The sequence below is a fragment of the Pseudomonas frederiksbergensis genome, assembly GCF_900105495.1.
In the GTDB taxonomy this organism is placed as follows: Bacteria; Pseudomonadota; Gammaproteobacteria; order Pseudomonadales; family Pseudomonadaceae; genus Aquipseudomonas; species Aquipseudomonas frederiksbergensis.
On record NZ_FNTF01000002.1, the window covers coordinates 4,439,976 to 4,456,932 of the forward strand.

Genomic DNA, 16,957 nt, shown 5'->3' on the forward strand with positions numbered 1-16,957 from the left:
GAATTCGGGCCTTCTCAGCAGGGTGTCGCGGCGCCTTTGCGCGCGTACCACCACCAGGTCACCACGATGCAGCTCAGGTAAAAGCCGACGAACATGTAGAAGGCCATCTCCGGGCCGCCGGTCAGGGCCATCGAAGAGCCGAAGGATTTGGGTATGAAGAACGCACCGAAGGCGCCCATGGCCGAACTGAAGCCCAGGACGGCGGCTGACTCTTTGCCGGCATTCTTCAGCGCTTGTTCGCGCACGGCCGGTGGTTTTCCGACCGAGGCTTTTTCATGCTGGGTGCGGAAGATCACCGGGATCATCCGAAAGGTGGAGCCGTTGCCGATGCCAGTGGTGATGAACAGCAGCATGAACATGCCGAGGAAGCCGTAGAAGTTGCCGCCCTGACCGTTTTGCGGCAGGAAGTGCATCACGGCGAAGACCATCGCGATCATCGCCACGAAGTTCCACAAGGTCACTTTCGCGCCACCGAGCTTGTCCGCCAGCCAGCCGCCCAATGGGCGTACCAGCGCACCGACCAATGGGCCGAGGAAGGCGAATTTCAAGGCGATAACATCAGGGAACGAGGTTTTGATCAGCAGCGGAAACGCGGCGGAGAAGCCGATGAACGAACCGAAAGTCGCCAGGTACAACCAACACATCAGCCAGTTGTGTTTGCGTTTGAAGATGACGGCCTGCTCGCTGAACGAAGCGCGGGCACTGGACAGGTCATTCATGCCGAACCAGGCCAGCACCGTCACCAGGACAATGAACGGTACCCAAATGAAGCCTGCGTTCTGCAGCCACAACTGGCCGCCATCCGGCAATGCTTGCGGCGAACCGCCCATAAAACCGAACACACCGAAGGTAATCACCAGCGGTACACAGAACTGCATCACCGAAACGCCCAGGTTACCCAGCCCGGCGTTGAGGCCAAGGGCCGTGCCCTGCTGCGACTTGGGATAGAAGAAACTGATGTTGGACATGCTCGAGGCGAAGTTGCCGCCACCGAAACCGCAGAGCAAGGCAATCAACACGAACACGCTGTAGGAGGTGCTCGGGTCCTGCACCGCGAAGCCCATCCAGATCGAGGGCAACAACAGCGACGCGGTGCTCAGGGCGGTCCAGCGACGGCCACCGAAGATCGGCACCATAAAGGAGTAGAAGACGCGTAAGGTCGCCCCGGACAGGCCCGGCAACGCCGCCAGCCAGAACAACTGGTCGGTGCTGAAGGTGAAGCCGATGGCGTTCAAACGCACGATTACCGTGCTCCAGACCATCCACACCGCGAAGGCCAACAGCAGCGCAGGAATGGAAATCCACAAGTTGCGCGTGGCGGTCTGTTTGCCGCTACTTCCCCAGAATGCTGGGTCCTCGGGGCGCCAGTCATGAATGACCGGGCCTTTGTCAGGCTTTTGCAGAACGGACATGTTCTTCTCCTAGGGCAATGCTGGAAATCGGGGACGGGGTCAGCAGCGGCGTTTTACCCAGCACCGCGCTTTTGCGTATTTCGCTGAAGTACATCCAGGTGAGGGAGACCCAGACCACGCCGTACATCAACATGAAGCAGGAAGAGCGCACGCCGGTGAGGTCCACCAGGGCGCCGAACAGGATCGGCAGCACGAAACCGCCCAGGCCACCGGCGAGGCCGACGATGCCGGACACCGCGCCCATGTTTTTCGGGTAGTCGTTGGCGATGTATTTGAAGACCGAGGCCTTGCCAAACGCGAAGGCGATGCCCATGACGAACAGCAGCACGGTGAACAGCGCCGGGTTCAGGCCGATGTGGAAATCTATCGGGCCGTTGATGGTCTGCACTTGCAGTTGGGTCTGGGGATACGAGAGCAGGAACAGGCAGATCCAGCTGACCCACAACACCCACCAGGTCACGCTTTGCGCACCCCAGCGATCCGACATCCAGCCGCCGACTGCACGCAGCACGCCACCGGGCAGGGAGAAACAGGCCGCCAGCAGCGCCGCGCTTTGCAGGCTGAAGCCGTATTCCTGCACGTAGTACTTGGTCATCCACAGGGCCAGGGCGACGTAGCCACCGAAGACGATCGAGTAGTACTGGCAGTAGCGCCACACCGCCGGGTCCTTCAGCGAGCTCAATTGCTCACGCAAGGTAGCGCCGGAGGCACTGCGGTGGTCCTTGTTTTCGGCACTGAGAAACCAGAACAGCAGCGCGGTAATAAAGAGGATCGCGCTGAAGACTTTTGGCACCAGCTGCCAGCTGCCGGCAGCGATCAGCGCCGGGGCAAGAAACTTGGTCACCGCGGCCCCGGCGTTACCGGCACCGAAGATGCCCATGGCGAAGCCCTGATTCTCCTTGTCGAACCATTTGGCGACGTAGGCAATCCCGACCGAGAACGAGCCGCCGGCCAGGCCGACGAACAAGCCCAGCACCAGGAACTGCCAGTAGGCGGTGGCGTGACTGATCAGGTACAGCGGCGCCACACAGGCGAGCATCAACAGGAAGAACACGCTGCGCCCGCCAAAGCGGTCGGTCAGCAGACCCAGTGGCAAACGCACCAGTGAGCCGGTCAGCACCGGGGTCGCAGCCAGCAGACCGAATTGGGTTTCGTTGAGCTGGAGCAGGTCCTTGATCGGTACACCGAGCACGGCAAACATCATCCAGACCATGAAACACACAGTGAAGGCCAGCGTGCTCATGCCCAGCACCAAGCCTTGTCGTACACGAGGTTGGGTCACAAATGCTCTCCAGTCAGTTAGCCATGGCGGCAGACTAGAGAGGCCAACCCCGCAAAAACTTGATCCATATCAACGAAGCCCCGGGGGGCATAGGCCTATGCTTGCGCGGTCTACCTCTAAGGAGGTAGTACAGGAAAACCCTGAAACCATTGATTTATCAGTGTCTTGAGGTTTTCTTCAAAGGTTTTTGCTGACAAGGATCAGTCGACAACTCTTTAGAGGTAGCGCGCCCGGGATCGGCGGCAAAACCCCTTCCTGGAGCTCCACGTGTGCTGTTTTGCTGATTTCTTCCGGGACCTGCGCTGATGATCCGCTGGTTGCGCAGCTCCCTGCCCGCTCGCGCCGGGCTGGCGGTGATCCTGATCGCCGTCCTCGCCCTCGCCAGTTCGTTGAGCGCCGGACTGATCGCCTGGTTCAGCCAAGGCGATGCGGCCGCCATCAACACCGCCGGCTCGGTGCGCATGGAGACCTACCACCTGAGCTGGAAACTGGCCGCGGGGGTAACCGGCGAAGAAATCATCGCCGTCAGCGACAGCCTGCAAACCCGCCTCAACAGCCAGTCACTCAAGGCGGTACTGGAAGATGGTCCGACCACCGCGCTGCAACTCAGCTACGAGCAAATCCAGCAACAATGGAACGAGGATTTGCGCCCGGCACTGGAGCGTGGCGATGCCGCCTATTTCCAGGTCCAGGCCCTGCCCTTCATTGAACGACTGAACCAGTTCGTCAACCTGTTGCAGCGCCAAAGCGAACAGAAGCAAGGCTGGCAACAGGTGATCCAGGGTCTGGCCTTGTTCACCACCCTGTTCGTCCTGCTGATTGGGCTCTACGAATTGCAGTACGGGGTCGTCATGCCCTTGAAAGAGTTGGTGGACGCGACCCAGCGTTTTCGTCGCGGCGATTTCAAGGTGCGGGTCAACCATCAGTCCCAGGATGAACTGGGCCAGTTGGCCATGAGTTTCAACGCCATGGCCGAGACAATCGAAGACTCCCATCGCACCCTTGAGAGTCAGGTCCAGCAAAAAACCCTGAACCTGCAACAAGCCAATGCCGCTCTTGAGTTGCTGTACCAAAGCAGTCGCAGCCTGGCCACGCGCCTGGCCAATGCCGAAGGCCTGGATGAGTTGATCCGGCGCTTCCAGCAACGCTTGCCCGGCTTGCGCCTGTCGCTGTGCCTGCAAGGGCAAATGCAGGCACCGGCCCAGCAGTTGCTCGCTCTGCATGGCGCGAACATCCGGGAAGTCTGCGCCAGCAGCGATTGCGCCACGTGCCAGAAGCACCATAAAGCCAGCCCGCAAACCTTCAGCATCAGCAATCAGGGCAGTGAACTGGGTGAACTCAAGGCGCACTTTGTCGACGGGCACCCGACGCAAGCCTGGGAAACCCAACTGATCCAGGCCCTGGCCAACCTGATTGGCACCTCGCTGTCGCTCAAACGCCAGCGGGAACAGGATCACCGCCTGCTGCTACTCGAAGAACGCACGATCATCGCCCGCGAGCTGCACGACTCACTGGCCCAGGCCTTGTCCTACATGAAGCTGCAAGTCAGCCGCCTGCAGACCCTGATGCGCCGTGGCGAACCGGTCGAGACCCTGGAAAACGTCACCGCCGAACTGCGCGAAGGGCTGAACAATGCCTATCGCCAGTTACGCGAATTGCTGACCACCTTTCGCTTGCAGATTCACGATGCGGGGCTGGTACAGGAACTCAAGGACACCGCCGAGGAGTTTTCCCGACGAGGGGAATTCCAGGTGCACCTGCACGTCGACGCACTGGCCTTTCAGTTATCGGCCAGCGAGCAGATCCACATTTTGCAGATCACCCGCGAGGCGCTCTCCAATTGCCTGCGCCACGCCCATGCGCAAAACGCCTGGCTGCAACTGCGTCAGGACGGTGAAACCGTCAGGCTCATCGTCGAAGACGACGGACGTGGCTTCAGCGGTAACGTCGACCAACGCGAACACCACGGTCTGAAAATCATGGATGAGCGCGCCCGCAGCTTGCGCGGCCAACTCGAAATAGTGTCCAGGGAGCCGCAAGGCACCCGCGTCCAACTGGAATTCCAACCGGAGTTTCTCGGGCAGCAAACAGAAGGTAGCGTCACATGAACCCGTCCCTGCAACACACCATCCTGCTGGTCGACGACCACCCGATGATGCGTCACGGCATCCGCCAGATGCTCGAACTTGAAGATGATTTCCTGATCGTCGGCGAAGCCAATAACGGTGAAGAAGCCCTCAGCATGATCGAACCGCTGCAACCGGATCTGGTGCTGCTCGATAACAACATGCCGCTGATGAATGGCATTGAAACCCTGCGCCAATTACGGTCGATGCACTACACCGGCAAGGTGTTGCTGTTTACGGTCTCGGATGCCGAAGACGATATTCGCGACGCACTGCGTCTGGATGCCGACGGCTACCTGCTCAAGGACATGGAGCCCGAACTGTTGATTCAGTACATCCGCAATGCCTTGAACGGCGAATTGGTGATCAGCCCGGGGCTGACCCAGGTCATGGCCCAGGCCCTGCGCTCACCGCAGCGTCAAACTGTGGTGGAACTGACCGAGCGTGAGCGTCAGGTGCTGAAAACCATCGCCAGCGGTTTCAGCAACAAGGTCATTGGGCACAAGCTGGGCATCACCGAAGGAACGGTCAAGGTTCACGTGAAAAACCTGCTGCACAAACTCGGTTTGCGCTCGCGGGTCGAGGCGGCGGTGTGGGCCATGGAGCATCTGCGCAATGCCGGCTGACAGGCATGCCTCTTTGGAGGTAGGCCGGCAGAGGCATAGGTCATCCGGCCGGCGCTCTCTACTATGAGCGTCAGCGGAGGTACGCCATGCTGACCCACCCTTCCATCGTTTTAACGTTGCGCCGTCATCATCTGTTCAGCCAGTTGCCGGAGAAAATCTTCGAGGAAGTCTGCGGCCTGGCCATGCTCAAGCGCCTGGCCTGTCACAGCACGCTCATGCACCAGGGCGACCCGGCCAAGCGTTTTTTTCTGCTGGTCAGCGGCCAGATCAAGTTGTACCGGCTGACCGGTGAAGGCCAGGAGAACCTGGTGGAGATCATTCACCCCGGCCAGACCTTTGCCGAAGCCTTGCTGTTCAGCCAGGCCCGTCTCTACCCGGTGAGCGCCACTGCGCTGAAGGACAGCGTGCTGGTGAGTATCGAGGGCAGCCATTACCGCAACGCCCTGGAAGACCAGCCAAAAGTTTGCCTGGCGATCCTCGCGAGCATGAGCGTGCACTTGCACCTGCGTCTGCGCGACATCGACACCTTGACCATGGCCAGTGCGAGCCGGCGGGTGATCAATTTTCTGTTCCAGGAACGCAACCCGGTCAGCGGCTTGATTGTCTTGCAGGTGTCCAAACGTCTGGTCGCCTCGAAGCTGGGTATTCAGCCGGAAACCTTTTCGCGAATCCTGCACCGTCTGGTGGACAGCGGCCTGATTGCCATGGAACGGCGCAATATCAGCATCCTCGCCGAAGAGGATCTCGCGGCCTTCCAATAGACGGAATTGATCGCAGTCAATGCGCAACGCCACCGGCCTTGCACACTGAAGAAGTCCATCCATGGAGAGCGCTCATGCCCCGTTCAACCTTGCCCTTGATTTACTCCTGCTCAGGCTGCTCCAACGTCGCCCAACTGGCCAACACCCTGGCCGTGCGGCTGGATCGCAGCGGCGTGGCGGAAATGTCCTGCATCGTCGGGGTCGGCGGGCACGTGGCGGCGCTGGTCAACAAGGCACGTTCGGGGCGGCGGATTTTTGCGTTGGATGGTTGCCCGTTGCAATGTGTTGAAAATTGCCTGAAGCAGCATGGCCTGCACGCGGATGTGCATCTGATTCTTAGCCATTACGGGTTGCGCAAGCGTTATGGCGAGGATTGCACGCAAGCAGAGAGTGATGAGTTGTTTGTACAGATCGGGCAGCTGATTGCCAGTGATGCTCGACAGAATCACGCCTCTGAACTGATGGTTTGAAGTCAACGCAGATCAAATGTGGGAGCGAGCCTGCTCGCGAAGGCGGACCGGGCCTTACGCCCAACCTTCAAGTCGCAGCGTGGCCCTGACCAGACGTTGTTCCTCGCTTTCGATTTCCTTGAGGTTCTCGCAAATGCTCTGGATATGCGCGATGGCCGCCTTGCGCGCCTGTTCGGGCATACGGCCGGTGACGGCGTTGTAGAGTCGCGCATGTTGACGGTCGATCTGACGCTTTTGCGGTTCGCGGTGGTAAAGGTTATTGACCGAGGCAAACACCGTGCTCAGCAGCAAGTCCGTCAGCGAGCGCAAGGTCTGCACCAGCACCGGGTTGTGCGAAGCCTCGCAAATCGCCAGGTGGAACGCGTGATCGAGCCGGGCGTGTTCGCTCGCCTCCAGCGAACGGCTATGGGCGTTGCACAACGCCTCATAGCTGCGGGTGATGAGGACGAAATCGGCATCGGTTCCGCGCAACGCCGCCAGGCGTGCGGACTCGCCTTCGAGCAGGCTGCGGACCTCGAACAAATCGTAGAGTGTGCGCGGTTGTGAGCTGAACAAGTGCATCAACGGCGACGCGGCACCGTGTCCCGAAAGATCGGCCACAAAAGAGCCTTTGCCCTGCTCTGTCTTGATAATCCCGCGAGCGCGCAACAACTTCAGGCCCTCGCGAAGTGCCGTGCGGGAAACGCCGAGTTTTTCGGTCAGACGACGTTCCGACGGCAACAATTGCCCGGTCTTGAGTACCCCGTCGACGATCAGACGCTCAATACGCTCACAGACCACGTCTGCGACTTGTGGATTACGGCTCGTTTCTGCCCTTTCCATCGACTCTCCAACTGGTATGACCAGCCTCACTACCAAAACAACAGATGTTCAAACACCAAGCTATATTTATGTTTTAGAACATCTTTTTTAAATCAATAAAGAACCATCGAATAAAAAACTGGTTCGACCAGCCAAACAACACATAGACAGTAGAGCGCCTCAGGCCAATGATGCAAGTCAGTGGTAAACGGACACAGACCTCCTATAAAAACAACTGAGGGTCGTCAACCGCCTATGAACATTCTTTACGATGAACGCGTCGATGGCGTCCTGCCCGATGTCGACAAAACTGCCTTGCTGCAAGCCCTGCAAACACAGTGGCCGGATCTGGAAGTCCTGCATCAACAGGAAGAACTCAAACCGTACGAATGCGACGGGCTTTCTGCTTACCGAACCACGCCCATGCTGGTGGTGCTGCCACGCAACGTTGACGAGGTGCAAGGCGTGCTTCGACTCTGCCATGAGCAGCAAGTCGCGGTGGTCGCCCGCGGTGCCGGCACCGGTTTGTCCGGCGGGGCCTTGCCGCTGGAAAAAGGCGTGCTGCTGGTAATGGCTCGCTTCAACTCTATTCTGCACATCGACCCCGCCGCCCGTACGGCTCGGGTACAGCCGGGGGTGCGCAATCTGGCGATTTCCCAGGCTGCAGCGCCGTTTGGCTTGTATTACGCGCCGGACCCTTCTTCGCAGATCGCGTGTTCAATCGGCGGCAATGTGGCGGAAAACGCCGGTGGCGTGCATTGCCTGAAATATGGGCTGACCGTGCACAACCTGCTTAAGGTCGACATCCTCACCGTCGACGGCGAACACCTGACCCTGGGTTCCCAGGCGCTCGATTCTCCGGGCTTCGATCTGCTGGCGTTGTTCACCGGCTCCGAAGGCATGCTCGGTGTCATCACCGAGGTCACGGTCAAACTGCTGCCCAAACCCCAGACCGCCAAAGTGTTGCTGGCGGCGTTCGATTCCGTCGAGAAGGCGGGCCGCGCGGTGGGTGACATTATTGCCGCCGGCATCATCCCCGGCGGCCTGGAAATGATGGACAACCTGGCCATTCGCGCCGCCGAAGACTTTATCCACGCTGGCTATCCGGTCGACGCCGAAGCCATTTTGCTGTGCGAGCTCGATGGCGTTGAAGCCGACGTTCATGATGACTGCGACCGCGTGCGCCAAGTGCTGGAACAGGCCGGCGCCACCGAAGTGCGCCAGGCCCGCGATGAAGCCGAACGCGTGCGCTTCTGGGCCGGGCGCAAGAATGCCTTCCCGGCAGTGGGTCGCCTCTCGCCGGATTATTACTGCATGGACGGGACGATCCCGCGCCGCGAGTTGCCCGGCGTGCTGCAGGCGATCGCCGCGTTATCAGCCGAGTACGGCCTGCGGGTGGCCAACGTTTTTCACGCCGGTGACGGCAACATGCACCCGCTGATTCTGTTCGATGCCAATCAACCGGGCGAGCTCGACCGCGCTGAAACCCTGGGCGGCAAGATCCTCGAATTGTGCGTGAAGGTTGGTGGCAGCATCACCGGTGAACACGGCGTGGGCCGGGAGAAAATCAATCAGATGTGCGCGCAGTTCAATAGCGATGAGTTGACCGTGTTCCATGCCGTCAAAGCGGCCTTCGATCCGAGTGGTTTGCTCAACCCCGGCAAGAACATCCCGACGCTGCACCGCTGCGCCGAGTTTGGCGCCATGCACGTTCACATGGGTCAGTTGCCCTTCCCTGAACTGGAGCGTTTCTGATGCGTAGCGAACACGATAACGACGACAGCGCCTCGCTGCTGGAGCAAGTCAACCAGGCGTTGCAAAACGCCACGCCGTTGCGCATTCAAGGCTCCAACAGCAAGGCGTTTCTTGGGCGCATTGTGGCGGGCGAAGTGCTCGACACGCGCAGCCACCGAGGCATCGTCAGCTACGACCCGACCGAATTGGTGATCACCGCCCGCTGCGGCACTCCTTTGACAGAACTGGCCGAAGTGCTGGACGCGGCGCAGCAGATGCTGCCCTGCGAACCGCCCTCCTTCGGCGACGGCGCCACGGTCGGCGGCATGATCGCCAGTGGGCTGTCGGGTCCACGGCGTCCCTGGTCGGGCTCCGTCAGGGACTTTGTCCTCGGGACCCGCGTCATTACAGGCCACGGCAAGCATTTGCGCTTTGGTGGCGAAGTCATGAAAAACGTCGCCGGCTACGACCTGTCGCGCTTGATGGCCGGCAGCTACGGCTCGCTCGGCGTGGTCACCGAAGTCTCGCTCAAAGTCCTGCCCAAGCCGCGTCAAGCGTTAAGCATCAGCCTGGAAATGGACAGTGACCGCGCCTTGCTGCGCCTCGCCGAATGGGGCCAGCAGCCGTTGCCGATCAGTGCTGCGTGCCACGATGGGCAGCGCCTGCACCTGCGACTTGAGGGTGGCGAAGGCTCGGTGGCTGCGGCACATGACCGACTGGGCGGCGAGTTGCTCGACGCCTCGTACTGGGATGATCTCAACGAACATCGATTGAGCTTCTTCGATGAGGACCAGACACTTTGGCGCCTGTCCGTCCCTCACAACACACCTCGACTTTCCCTGCCCGGCCGCCAATTGCTCGATTGGGGCGGTGCGCAGCGCTGGCTCAAATCTGACGCGGAGGCAGCGTTCATCCGCTCGATCGTCGAAGAAGTCGGCGGGCATGTGACCTGCTACACCCACGGCCTGATCGACAGTCCGTTTCAACCCTTGCCTGGCGCACTGATGCGCTACCACCAGAGCCTGAAGCAACAACTCGATCCCCGGGGCATCTTCAACCCCGGGCGCCTGTACGCGGAGCTTTGACCCATGCAGACCACCTTGAGCGAACAAGCCCGCCACCTGCCCCGCGCCGAAGAAGCCGAAAGCATCTTGCGCACCTGCGTGCACTGCGGTTTCTGTAATGCCACCTGCCCGACCTATCAATTGCTCGGCGATGAACTGGACGGACCGCGGGGGCGCATCTACCTGATCAAACAGGTTCTGGAGGGCAACGAAGTCACGCAGAAGACCCAACAGCACCTGGATCGCTGCCTGTCGTGCCGTAACTGCGAAACCACCTGCCCTTCCGGTGTCGATTACCACAACTTGCTGGACATCGGCCGGGCGGTGGTCGATGCGGCGGTGCCGCGCCCACTCGGTCAGCGCTTGTTGCGTGAAGGACTGCGCAGCGTCGTCCCCAATCCGGCGCTGTTCAAAACTCTGGTCAGCAGCGGCCAGGTGTTCCGGGCGTTGTTGCCCAACACCTTGCAGATAAAGTTGCCACGCCGCATCTATCCGGCCAAGCCACGCCCGGTCACTCGCCATGCCCGGCAAGTGCTGATGCTCGAAGGCTGCGTGCAACCGAGTCTGTCACCCAATACCAACGCGGCTGCCGCGCGGGTACTGGATCGACTGGGGATCAGCGTCATTGCAACCCGCGAGGCCGGATGCTGCGGCGCGGTGGATTATCACCTCGATGCTCAGGCGGCCGGCCTGGATCGCGCCCGGCGCAACATTGACGCGTGGTGGCCGAGCATTGAAAGCGGTGCCGAAGCCATCGTGCAAACCGCCAGCGGTTGCGGCGCCTTCATCAAAGATTACGGTCACTTGCTCCGCACCGACCCGGCCTATGCCGAGAAGGCGAAAAAGGTCAGTGCGCTGGCCAAGGATCTGGTCGAAGTGCTGCGCGACGAACCGCTGGAAAAACTCGGCATCCACAGCGCCCAACGCCTGGCCTTCCATTGCCCCTGCACCTTGCAGCACGCGCAGAAACTGGGCGGTGCGGTGGAAGCGATTCTGACCAGTCTTGGGTTCAACCTCACGCCGGTTGCCGACAGTCACCTGTGCTGCGGCTCGGCGGGCACCTATTCGCTGACCCAACCCGAACTGTCCCGGCAACTGCGCGACAACAAGCTCAATGCGCTGGAAAGCGGGCATCCCGAAGTCATTGTCACCGCCAATATCGGCTGTCAGTCCCACCTCGACGGTGCGGGCCGAACCCCTGTCAGGCACTGGATCGAACTGGTCGAAGCCGCCTTGCCCTAACCGAGTACTGGAGAGTCCCCATGAAAAGCAAAGCCGTACTGAGCCAGACCGAAGTCAGCCAAATCCTCGCGGCTGCACGCACCGAAGCACAGAAAAACCAATGGGCCGTGACCATCGTGATTGTCGATGACGGCGGCCATCCCCTGGCCCTCGAACGCCTCGACGGCTGCGCTCCGATTGGCGCCTACATCGCCACCGAAAAGGCCCGCACTTCGGCCCTCGGCCGGCGCGAATCCAAAGGTTATGAAGAGATGGTCAATGGCGGGCGCTACGCCTTTTTGTCCGCTCCATTGCTGACGTCCCTTGAGGGCGGGGTGCCGATCATTGTCGACGGTCAGGTGATCGGTGCGGTTGGCGTGTCCGGGGTCAAAGCCGAGCAGGATGCGCAAGTGGCCAAGGCCGGTGCGCAATGCTTGAAATGAACTGAACGCGACCTTACACATTTCCAGCCAGCGCATGGCTGGCTGCGACACGGGGGTGATCACCCAGGAACAGGGCCGTCGGAATTTTGCAGCGCATGGCGCGGGTGTCGATTACTGCCCTTCAGCAAGCTTCGTCCCTGGTATCCGCAAAGCGCGCCAGGCAATTAAAATCGCCATGAGTGCCAAGCCGGACGTCACCCACGACACCAGATTAATTCCACCCTCGAAGGCACTTCCCGCCTGCGTCATCAGCGCTTGAGCTTGATCTTGCGACAACTGCACCGCTACATGGTGAGCGCCCGATAGCGTCTCACTCGCCAGCATCGTCTGTACCTCGCTCAAAAAGCCCGGCAGCTGCAATGCACCGCGATAGTAGGCCGTGACGAGACCACCGAGCACCGTCGTCCCCAAAACCACACCCACCTCATAGGCTGTTTCACTAATGGCCGACGCCGCACCCGCCTTTTCCGGCGGTGCAGCCGACAAAATCACATCGTTGGATACTGTCGCGATCGCGCCCACGCCAATGTTCAGCAAGGCAAAAGCCACCACCAGAACGGTCAGGCTGCTGCCAATGCTGGCGACCAACAAAAACGCCGCCCCGGCAAACGCCATCAGGATCGGCACCAGCACATGCACCGGTACTCGCCGCGCAACAGGCACGACGGCCATTCCCACGACGATCGCCATGATCTGACCAGGCACTAACGCAAAGCTGGCATTCAACGGTGACATCTGAAGAACGATCTGTAAGAACTGAGTGGTGAAGAACACAAAGCCGACGAGGAACGCGAGGCTCATCAGATTGATCAGTACGGAGCCGCTAAAGGTGCCACTTCGAAACAGACTCAGGTCCATCAGCGGCACAGGCAGACGTAACTGCCGATGTACAAACAACCATCCAGCAACCAAGCCTAATACCAATGCTGTCAGCGCCATCCAGTCGAGCCCATTACTGGCGCTGTGCTTGATGCCGTAAACGATGGCACTGAGGGCAACCATCGATTGCAGGATACTTAGCGGATCCAGTGGCCCTGAACTGTCTTTATCGGATTCGGGCAACAACACCGGTCCCAATACCAACAACGGCACCAATACGGGTATCGCCAACAGGAAAATCGCCTCCCAGCTGAAAAACTCCAGCAAAACCCCACCGACCAAAGGACCGAGCGCTGAACCTACCGTCAGCGTTGTTGCCCAGATCGCGACAGCCACCCTGCGCTCCTCTCGATCCAGAAACACCGAACGTATCAATGCCAAAGTAGAAGGCATCAACATCGCCCCGAAAATCCCCATGCACGCTCGTCCGGCAATCAGTTGCATGGCCGTATGGGAATAGGCCGTCAGCACCGAAACAATGACAAAACCCAAAGACCCGACCAATAACAACTTTCGATGACCGATCCGATCGCCCAGACTACCCATCGACACCAGCAAACCCGCCAATACCAGCGAATAGGCATCGATCATCCATAGCTGTTGACTGGCGGTCGGACTCAGGGCCTCGGCAATCTTTGGTAAAGCGAATCCAAGCACCGTATTGTCTACGGTTACCAGTAGTACTGGCAGCATCAGCACGCTTAGGGCTGACCATTGTTTTGTTTTTGCTCTGTATTGCGCGGTCTCACTTATTAACGACATCAGCCAAACTCCTTATCTCCTCAAGTACTCACGGGAGATTTCGCAATGCACCCGTGAAACGAACCCAGTGCGCTTCCATGGCGAGGACTCGGTCAGTTCAGTAATGAAAAAACGTGCTGACAATCAACGGCCCCCGGGTTCAAACGACTACCCAAAGCATCTGAAACGCCCTGTAAGTCACGTCTGAACTCGTCAAAATTCTGATTAGAGACATTACTCATCAAGCGTTCCATCCCTTCCGCCAGCGCGGCGCGCTGGCGGTTGGCCTGGTCATTTTCTAGTTGTATGTCCCAATAGACTTCAGGTGGATTGACCAGAACCCGGGACAGCAACGCCATCATTGTCCGCATCGGTGGTGGCATCACTTCAAGAGCGCTCTCCAGATCAAGTGAAGACCTTGCCAACGCCAAACCGAACCCCAGAATTGCGGCATGAGGCAGCGCCTGACATAGCGCCATGAGCTCATCATGGGCCACCGGCGTCATTCGCTTTATCTTCATCCCTGCGCCCATCAAGTGCTGTTCGATGAAAGTCGAAGGCGAGTCGCCATCTTCCAGACAAATTGCGACGGTGCGTCCCTGAACGGAGAGCTTGGGTGAAAACATCGGATTGACGCCGACGAAAGGCTGCTTCGACGAAGCATTCTTCAATGCTCTGTAAAAAGGCTCCTGAACAGAACAAGTCGGTATGAATACAACATCATTCGAAACGGAGCCAACAACCCAGGGTATTGCCCGGATAGCCACGTTTTCGGGCAACGCAAAGACCACTGCCACGGCCCCTTGGAAGATGTGCCCGGTATTGCTGAACGGACTTGTGACATCAACTTCATAGAAGCCACTTTCCTGTTCGGAAGGCCTGCGATCCACCACCCGGACATCGTATCCATATTGCATAAGAATGCGGCTGATCAATGAGCCAACCAAACCCGCTCCCCCCAACACGACAACCGTGTCGCTCATCATGATTCGCTCCCTGCGACAAAACTGTAAAAAGGCACGCTAGCCTTGACCAACGTTTCTTCAAGCTCTTGCTGTGGATCGGAGTGCGCAACAATCGCGCCACCAATTCCAAATTTCGCCTCGTTACCCTGGAGCACTGCTGTTCGGATGACAATACTCAGCTCCGCTCCACCACTGAAAGATAACCATCCTAATGCGCCTGAATAGACACCACGGGCAGAGGACTCCAATACGTCAATAATTTCCATCGTGCGTTTCTTCGGAGCTCCCGTCATTGAGCCACCTGGGAAGCAGGCTCGAATAGCTTCGATCGTTGAAATATCCGAGCGAAGGTGCCCACGAACTGTTGAGACAAGCTGGTGGACCGAGGAAAAGCTTTCCACTGAGAAAATCTCAGGAACATGAACGCTCCCTGGACGGCACACTTGATTCAAATCATGGCGCACCAAATCTACAATCATTAGGTTCTCGGCCCTGTCCTTGGCCGAGCTACGTAGCTCATCCCGCAGTACTTGGTCCTCTGCAATTTGATTACTACGCGGCCTGGTTCCCTTTATTGGTCTGGACTCGATCAATCCGCTGTCATCGATTCTGAGAAAGGTTTCGGGCGAAGCGCTCAATACAGAAAATCCTGCAAACGAGAGGTAGGCACCGTAGGGTACGGGGCTAGCCTGACGCATTCGCCAATAAGCACTCAAAGGCGCACCGCTGTAAGCCACTTTTGCCCTATTGGTCAGGCAGATCTCGTAAGACTCCCCATCGGTGATGTACTTAAGAGATTGATTGATCTTACTGATGTACTCATCTGGCCCGTCCTCAAGCGAGAGCTTCAGCTGATCTACGGCACCTGGAATAAACGAACTGCAATGACCAACTGGCTCATCATTACGATGGAGAAAATCAGGTAAGGATGGCCATTCCAAAGCATCGCCTGTCGCAGTCATCAGGCATTCATAGGCCTTGTCTTCATGATGATCAAAGACAAAGAAATGCGGCGCAAACATGAATGAAGCATCCGGATAAATCGAACGGTAAATTTTGCGTCCACCCGCCAGTGCTTTCAATTCGTAACCGAGGTAGCCAACAAAACCGCCCTTGAAAACAAACGGCAAGTACTGAGGGGTTGCCACCTGCACAGCTTCGAAGATTTGTGCAATCAGTGTAAAAAAGTCTCCTTTGATGCTTTTTTTGCCCTTGGGGCCCTCAAGTTTCAGGCACTCATCGTTGACATCGTACTCAAGCCTTATCGCTCCTTGCGCCACCCCACTACCTATGATCGAGTAGCGGGCATTAGGTCTTTCTGACTTCTCGCTGTCTAGCCAAAAAGCAAAGCGATCATCTGCATAGAGCGTTGAAAATACTGTTAGTGGACCGGTGCATTCGGAAAATTCGCGGTAGTTAAGCTGCATATTCAGCATCCCCCCTACTGCGACATATGCATCTTTTGACGACGTACATTCCGTGTCGGACTCTAAGTGAGCTCTGACACTGACGTTGTGTTCCAGCGCCATGCGTATGAAGTTGCTCAATAACGCATGGCCATATTCTGAATCGATGGATTCGGGATGGAACTGGACACCCCAAACCGGTCTGGTGATGTGTTCGATTGCCATGACCACACCTTCAGACGTCCAGGCCGTACATTGGAGCTCTGCTGGTAGGCTTGTACACATCAACGAATGGTATCTGACCACATCGAACTGTTCTGGCAGATCTCGAAAGAGCCCTTTGCCTGAATGAGTAATCCGACTGCGGTAGCCATGCACAGGGTTGGGAGCATATCCCACCGTCCCCCCAAGAAATTGAGCGATGCCTTGATGCCCTAGACAAATACCAAGCAACGGGACAGGAGAACGGAGGATGACGTCACCGCACACACCGAAATCTCCCTCCTGCCCAGGGTGCCCTGGACCGGGCGACAGCACTACAGCGTCATAATTTTCGATACCCAATTCGTTGTACGGAAGGGTATTTTTGACTACATCCGCGCAAATACCTGTCACCTCATACAAATACTGAGCGATGTTCTGGGTGAAGGAATCAAAGTTATCAATCAGTAATATTTTCATGAGGGTCGCCCCATGGCCAAACACTGATTGATCAGGACGTCTTCCTGAATACACGTCTCTTCTATAATCAGTTTGAATATCGACTCGGTGTATTCCGGCCTCAATCCTACCGCTTCCGATCTAGTCTTGATCATATCGAGCACGTAGGAAATTCGTCCGGGTTGCATCATCGCAATGCCATGGACGGCTTTGAGTTCGGCAATGTCCATGCACACTTTCATTCGCTCAGAAAGCAGGTCGACGACTTGCAAATTTATCGAATCAAGCCGCTCCCGCTGCGGCTGCAAAATGTTAGACGTGCCTGTCTGTGACAACTGTCCCTGTTGTTTCATCTTTTGCATCTCC

At 58.1% G+C, this 16,957-nt stretch carries 15 protein-coding genes; 8 read left to right on the forward strand and 7 right to left on the reverse strand.

Annotated features, from left to right (window positions below; genetic code table 11):
* Positions 1–14: 14 nt before the first annotated feature.
* Complete coding sequence (locus BLW70_RS20770) at positions 15–1,412, reverse strand: NarK family nitrate/nitrite MFS transporter (protein ID WP_074877133.1); 1,398 nt, start codon at positions 1,410–1,412, stop codon at positions 15–17.
* The gene (locus tag BLW70_RS20775) at positions 1,390–2,694 is read right to left on the reverse strand and encodes an MFS transporter (RefSeq protein ID WP_074877135.1); all 1,305 of its coding nucleotides are present in this window, start codon (positions 2,692–2,694) and stop codon (positions 1,390–1,392) included. Before BLW70_RS20775 ends, BLW70_RS20770 begins: the two co-directional genes overlap by 23 nt.
* Positions 2,695–2,999: 305 nt before the next feature.
* On the opposite strand from BLW70_RS20775, the gene BLW70_RS20780 reads away from it, so the two are divergent.
* From BLW70_RS20780 to BLW70_RS20795, 4 genes are all read left to right on the forward strand, one after another.
* Complete coding sequence (locus BLW70_RS20780) at positions 3,000–4,802, forward strand: HAMP domain-containing protein (protein WP_074877137.1); 1,803 nt, start codon at positions 3,000–3,002, stop codon at positions 4,800–4,802.
* Complete coding sequence (gene narL, locus BLW70_RS20785; RefSeq protein ID WP_074877139.1) at positions 4,799–5,446, forward strand: two-component system response regulator NarL; 648 nt, start codon at positions 4,799–4,801, stop codon at positions 5,444–5,446. The genes BLW70_RS20780 and narL overlap by 4 nt, the downstream gene beginning before the upstream one ends.
* Positions 5,447–5,532: 86 nt before the next feature.
* Positions 5,533–6,207, forward strand: a complete 675-nt coding sequence (locus BLW70_RS20790; protein ID WP_074877141.1) for a Crp/Fnr family transcriptional regulator — start codon at positions 5,533–5,535, stop codon at positions 6,205–6,207.
* A gap of 74 nt (positions 6,208–6,281) precedes the next feature.
* Positions 6,282–6,677: a putative zinc-binding protein gene (locus BLW70_RS20795; protein WP_074877143.1), complete on the forward strand. Its 396-nt coding sequence runs from the start codon at positions 6,282–6,284 to the stop codon at positions 6,675–6,677.
* A 54-nt stretch (positions 6,678–6,731) separates the two neighbouring features.
* Here the strand turns inward: BLW70_RS20795 and glcC are convergent, their stop codons facing one another.
* Positions 6,732–7,499, reverse strand: coding sequence for a transcriptional regulator GlcC (gene glcC, locus BLW70_RS20800; protein ID WP_074877145.1), 768 nt, complete (start codon positions 7,497–7,499; stop codon positions 6,732–6,734).
* A gap of 234 nt (positions 7,500–7,733) precedes the next feature.
* Between glcC and glcD the strand changes: the two genes are divergently transcribed.
* Genes glcD through BLW70_RS20820 form a run of 4 tightly spaced genes read left to right on the forward strand, consistent with a single transcriptional unit; the run spans position 7,734 to position 11,940 of the window.
* Positions 7,734–9,233, forward strand: coding sequence for a glycolate oxidase subunit GlcD (gene glcD, locus BLW70_RS20805; protein ID WP_074877147.1), 1,500 nt, complete (start codon positions 7,734–7,736; stop codon positions 9,231–9,233).
* Positions 9,233–10,297 (forward strand): glycolate oxidase subunit GlcE, encoded by a 1,065-nt coding sequence (gene glcE, locus BLW70_RS20810; RefSeq protein ID WP_074877148.1) that lies wholly within the window; start codon positions 9,233–9,235, stop codon positions 10,295–10,297. Before glcD ends, glcE begins: the two co-directional genes overlap by 1 nt.
* A 3-nt stretch (positions 10,298–10,300) precedes the next feature.
* Complete coding sequence (gene glcF, locus BLW70_RS20815; RefSeq protein ID WP_074877150.1) at positions 10,301–11,518, forward strand: glycolate oxidase subunit GlcF; 1,218 nt, start codon at positions 10,301–10,303, stop codon at positions 11,516–11,518.
* Between the two features lie 20 nt (positions 11,519–11,538).
* On the forward strand, positions 11,539–11,940 hold the full coding sequence (locus BLW70_RS20820; RefSeq protein ID WP_074877152.1) for a heme-binding protein: 402 nt from the start codon (positions 11,539–11,541) through the stop codon (positions 11,938–11,940).
* Between the two features lie 111 nt (positions 11,941–12,051).
* Here the strand turns inward: BLW70_RS20820 and BLW70_RS20825 are convergent, their stop codons facing one another.
* From BLW70_RS20825 to BLW70_RS20840, 4 genes are all read right to left on the reverse strand, one after another.
* The gene (locus BLW70_RS20825) at positions 12,052–13,581 is read right to left on the reverse strand and encodes an MFS transporter (protein WP_074877154.1); all 1,530 of its coding nucleotides are present in this window, start codon (positions 13,579–13,581) and stop codon (positions 12,052–12,054) included.
* 92 nt (positions 13,582–13,673) lie between these two features.
* Positions 13,674–14,546 (reverse strand): prephenate dehydrogenase dimerization domain-containing protein, encoded by an 873-nt coding sequence (locus BLW70_RS20830; RefSeq protein ID WP_074877156.1) that lies wholly within the window; start codon positions 14,544–14,546, stop codon positions 13,674–13,676.
* A complete protein-coding gene (pabB, locus tag BLW70_RS20835) occupies positions 14,543–16,612 on the reverse strand; it encodes an aminodeoxychorismate synthase component I (protein WP_074877158.1) in 2,070 nt (689 codons plus the stop codon). Before pabB ends, BLW70_RS20830 begins: the two co-directional genes overlap by 4 nt.
* The gene (locus tag BLW70_RS20840) at positions 16,609–16,944 is read right to left on the reverse strand and encodes a chorismate mutase (RefSeq protein WP_139273406.1); all 336 of its coding nucleotides are present in this window, start codon (positions 16,942–16,944) and stop codon (positions 16,609–16,611) included. The genes pabB and BLW70_RS20840 overlap by 4 nt, the downstream gene beginning before the upstream one ends.
* Positions 16,945–16,957: the final 13 nt, after the last annotated feature.

Excerpts from the sequence above, each read along its gene's own strand:
- BLW70_RS20840 (WP_139273406.1), bottom strand. The coding sequence starts at position 16,944 with ATGAAACAACAGGGACAGTTGTCACAGACAGGCACGTCTAACATTTTG.
- narL (WP_074877139.1), top strand. The coding sequence starts at position 4,799 with ATGAACCCGTCCCTGCAACACACCATCCTGCTGGTCGACGACCACCCG.
- BLW70_RS20780 (WP_074877137.1), top strand. The coding sequence starts at position 3,000 with ATGATCCGCTGGTTGCGCAGCTCCCTGCCCGCTCGCGCCGGGCTGGCG.
- glcD (WP_074877147.1), top strand. The coding sequence starts at position 7,734 with ATGAACATTCTTTACGATGAACGCGTCGATGGCGTCCTGCCCGATGTC.
- pabB (WP_074877158.1), bottom strand. The coding sequence starts at position 16,612 with ATGAAAATATTACTGATTGATAACTTTGATTCCTTCACCCAGAACATC.
- BLW70_RS20825 (WP_074877154.1), bottom strand. The coding sequence starts at position 13,581 with ATGTCGTTAATAAGTGAGACCGCGCAATACAGAGCAAAAACAAAACAA.
- BLW70_RS20795 (WP_074877143.1), top strand. The coding sequence starts at position 6,282 with ATGCCCCGTTCAACCTTGCCCTTGATTTACTCCTGCTCAGGCTGCTCC.
- BLW70_RS20770 (WP_074877133.1), bottom strand. The coding sequence starts at position 1,412 with ATGTCCGTTCTGCAAAAGCCTGACAAAGGCCCGGTCATTCATGACTGG.
- BLW70_RS20820 (WP_074877152.1), top strand. The coding sequence starts at position 11,539 with ATGAAAAGCAAAGCCGTACTGAGCCAGACCGAAGTCAGCCAAATCCTC.
- BLW70_RS20790 (WP_074877141.1), top strand. The coding sequence starts at position 5,533 with ATGCTGACCCACCCTTCCATCGTTTTAACGTTGCGCCGTCATCATCTG.
- BLW70_RS20830 (WP_074877156.1), bottom strand. The coding sequence starts at position 14,546 with ATGATGAGCGACACGGTTGTCGTGTTGGGGGGAGCGGGTTTGGTTGGC.
- glcC (WP_074877145.1), bottom strand. The coding sequence starts at position 7,499 with ATGGAAAGGGCAGAAACGAGCCGTAATCCACAAGTCGCAGACGTGGTC.
- glcF (WP_074877150.1), top strand. The coding sequence starts at position 10,301 with ATGCAGACCACCTTGAGCGAACAAGCCCGCCACCTGCCCCGCGCCGAA.
- glcE (WP_074877148.1), top strand. The coding sequence starts at position 9,233 with ATGCGTAGCGAACACGATAACGACGACAGCGCCTCGCTGCTGGAGCAA.